2 protein-coding genes are annotated in these 3,046 nt (G+C 45.3%); one reads left to right on the forward strand and one right to left on the reverse strand.

Annotated features, from left to right (window positions below):
* The first annotated feature begins 296 nt into the window (after positions 1 to 296).
* Entirely contained in the window at positions 297 to 1,910 is a 1,614-nt protein-coding gene (gene mppA, locus ACUU1I_RS20085; protein WP_000683016.1) for a murein tripeptide ABC transporter substrate-binding protein MppA, read from the forward strand.
* A gap of 50 nt (positions 1,911 to 1,960) precedes the next feature.
* Here mppA and ynaI read toward each other — a convergent pair whose 3' ends face one another.
* Positions 1,961 to 2,992, reverse strand: a complete 1,032-nt coding sequence (gene ynaI, locus ACUU1I_RS20090; RefSeq protein ID WP_152030628.1) for a low conductance mechanosensitive channel YnaI — start codon at positions 2,990 to 2,992, stop codon at positions 1,961 to 1,963.
* Between the last annotated feature and the right edge of the window lie 54 nt (positions 2,993 to 3,046).

Genomic DNA, 3,046 nt, shown 5'->3' on the forward strand with positions numbered 1-3,046 from the left:
TATTCTCAGTTCCTTTCAACGTTTTGGTTATTTTTTATTCTTCGTACAATGGCGACAGATGCTGATTATGATACCGAAAACTGGTTTGAACGTGCGAAGCCCGAACGTAGTGTTCGGTGTTCTATGTGCTTTGCCGCATTTTGGCGTCTATTATTTACACTAAATCTGATTTGATATATTGATACTTAAAACATTTGATGCTTCCTTTGTCACTTTTTTGATGGAAGTTGTTTGCATTTCTTTAAGGCGAAACAAATAATTACGCATCAATTTTAATGTCGGTTAGAGGGAAACTTATGAAGCACTCTGTTTCAGTTACGTGTTGTGCGCTGTTGGTCAGCAGCATTTCTCTTTCGTATGCTGCAGAAGTTCCGAGCGGCACAGTACTGGCAGAGAAGCAGGAGCTGGTGCGCCACATTAAAGATGAGCCTGCGTCGCTGGATCCCGCTAAAGCCGTGGGCCTGCCAGAGATTCAGGTCATTCGCGATCTGTTTGAAGGTCTGGTGAATCAGAACGAAAAAGGGGAGATTGTCCCCGGCGTCGCGACTCAATGGAAAAGTAATGACAACCGTATCTGGACTTTTACCCTGCGCGATAACGCAAAATGGGCGGATGGCACACCGGTAACGGCGCAAGATTTTGTCTACAGCTGGCAACGTCTGGTGGACCCAAAAACATTGTCGCCATTTGCATGGTTTGCCGCGCTGGCGGGAATCAACAACGCACAGGCGATTATTGATGGTAAAGCTACGCCTGATCAGCTTGGCGTCACCGCAGTTGATGCCCATACTTTGAAAATTCAGCTTGATAAACCGTTGCCGTGGTTTGTGAATTTAACCGCTAACTTTGCCTTCTTCCCGGTGCAAAAAGCCAACGTAGAAAGCGGTAAAGAGTGGACGAAACCCGGAAATCTGATCGGCAATGGCGCTTATGTTCTTAAAGAGCGCGTAGTCAATGAAAAACTGGTCGTGGTACCGAATACCCATTATTGGGATAACGCCAAAACGGTGCTGCAAAAAGTGACCTTCCTGCCAATTAATCAGGAATCCGCAGCCACTAAGCGTTACCTCGCGGGGGATATTGATATCACCGAATCCTTCCCGAAAAATATGTATCAGAAGCTGTTGAAGGATATTCCGGGGCAGGTTTATACGCCACCGCAGCTCGGGACCTATTATTATGCCTTTAACACGCAAAAAGGGCCGACGGCAGATCAGCGCGTTCGCCTGGCATTAAGTATGACGATAGATCGCCGCCTGATGACCGAAAAAGTGTTGGGGACGGGCGAAAAGCCAGCGTGGCATTTTATACCAGATGTTACCGCCGGATTTACGCCGGAACCTTCGCCGTTTGAACAAATGAGTCAGGAAGAACTGAATGCGCAGGCAAAAACTTTGTTGAGCGCAGCTGGTTATGGTCCGCAAAAACCGCTGAAGCTGACGCTTTTGTATAACACTTCAGAAAACCATCAAAAAATTGCGATTGCTGTAGCATCGATGTGGAAAAAGAACCTTGGCGTAGATGTTAAATTGCAAAATCAGGAATGGAAAACCTATATCGATAGCCGTAACACCGGCAATTTTGATGTTATCCGCGCCTCATGGGTGGGGGATTATAATGAACCCTCCACTTTCCTGACATTATTAACGTCAATGCATTCAGGAAATATTTCACGCTTTAACAATCCGGCATACGACAAAGTTCTGGCCCAGGCATCGACGGAAAATACCGTTAAAGCGCGTAATGCCGATTACAACGCGGCAGAAAAAATCCTCATGGAGCAAGCACCGATTGCACCAATTTATCAATATACCAATGGACGATTAATCAAACCGTGGCTGAAAGGTTATCCCATTAATAACCCTGAAGATGTAGCGTACAGTCGGACTATGTATATTGTGAAGCATTGATGTGATGGGAACTGGCGTTACCCTTGTGGATAACGCCAGTGATGTCTGATTTAGCGACCCTGTTCCGGCGGTGTAATGTTATCCATATACAGCGTCTGGCTGGGGAAGGCAAAGTCCGCGCCGTGTGACTGTACAATATCGATAATCTTCAAATAAACGTCTTGCTGTGCAGCAAGCCACTCAGCCCATACCGTGGTTTTGGTAAAGCAATAAACCATAATATTCAATGACGAGTCAGCAAACTGGTTGAAATAAACCAGTAAGGTTTGTCGCTGGTCGATGGCCGGGTGATTTTTCAGCATCTCACGTACGGCTTCGACAATAACGCCCACTTTTGCCGCATCCTCATAACGTAAACCAATGGTCGTGGTAATGCGGCGGTTGGTCATTCGTCCTGGGTTTTCTACGCTGATCGACGAAAACAGCGAGTTCGGTACGTACAATGGACGATTATCAAAGGTCGTAATTTTGGTAATTCGCCAGCCAATTTCCGCTACTGTACCTTCGATATTTCTGTCCGGTGAACGGATCCAGTCGCCAATACTGAAAGGACGGTCGAAATAGAGCATGATCCCGGAAAAGAAATTACTCAGAATATCTTTACCGGCCATACCGACAGCCAGACCACCAATACCACCAAAGGTCAGCAAGCCAGAAAGGCTCATGCCGAAATGTTCGCCATAAAGCAGAACAAGCACTACAATAATGGTGATTTTGATAATGCGCGACATAATCCGCGCACTGGTGATATCGCGACCTTTTTTAATCTGCTGTTTTTCAAACTGATTAATCAGCAGAAATGGCTTAATCGTCAGAATAACCGCAATCAGGGACGTACAGATAAAATCGATAACGCCTGGGGTGATAAATTTGAGTTTATAGTTTTCTATAACATAATTAATGATGCTACCAACAGCACTGATAATTATGGTGTAGATTAAAAATTGCACCGCATGGAATAAAAATCCTTTTCTTTTACGATTTCCACGGCGAAACCAAAAGCTCATCAGAATCAATGCTGCGCAGCTACCGAAAATAATGACCAGATTAAGCGCATTATTTGTAAACAGTTCAGCGATCATTGTTTTATCAGGCTCCTCCAGATAATTGTCGTCATGCCGGAAACCCCTGGCGGG

It is taken from the genome of Shigella sp. SIG3 (assembly GCF_053555855.1).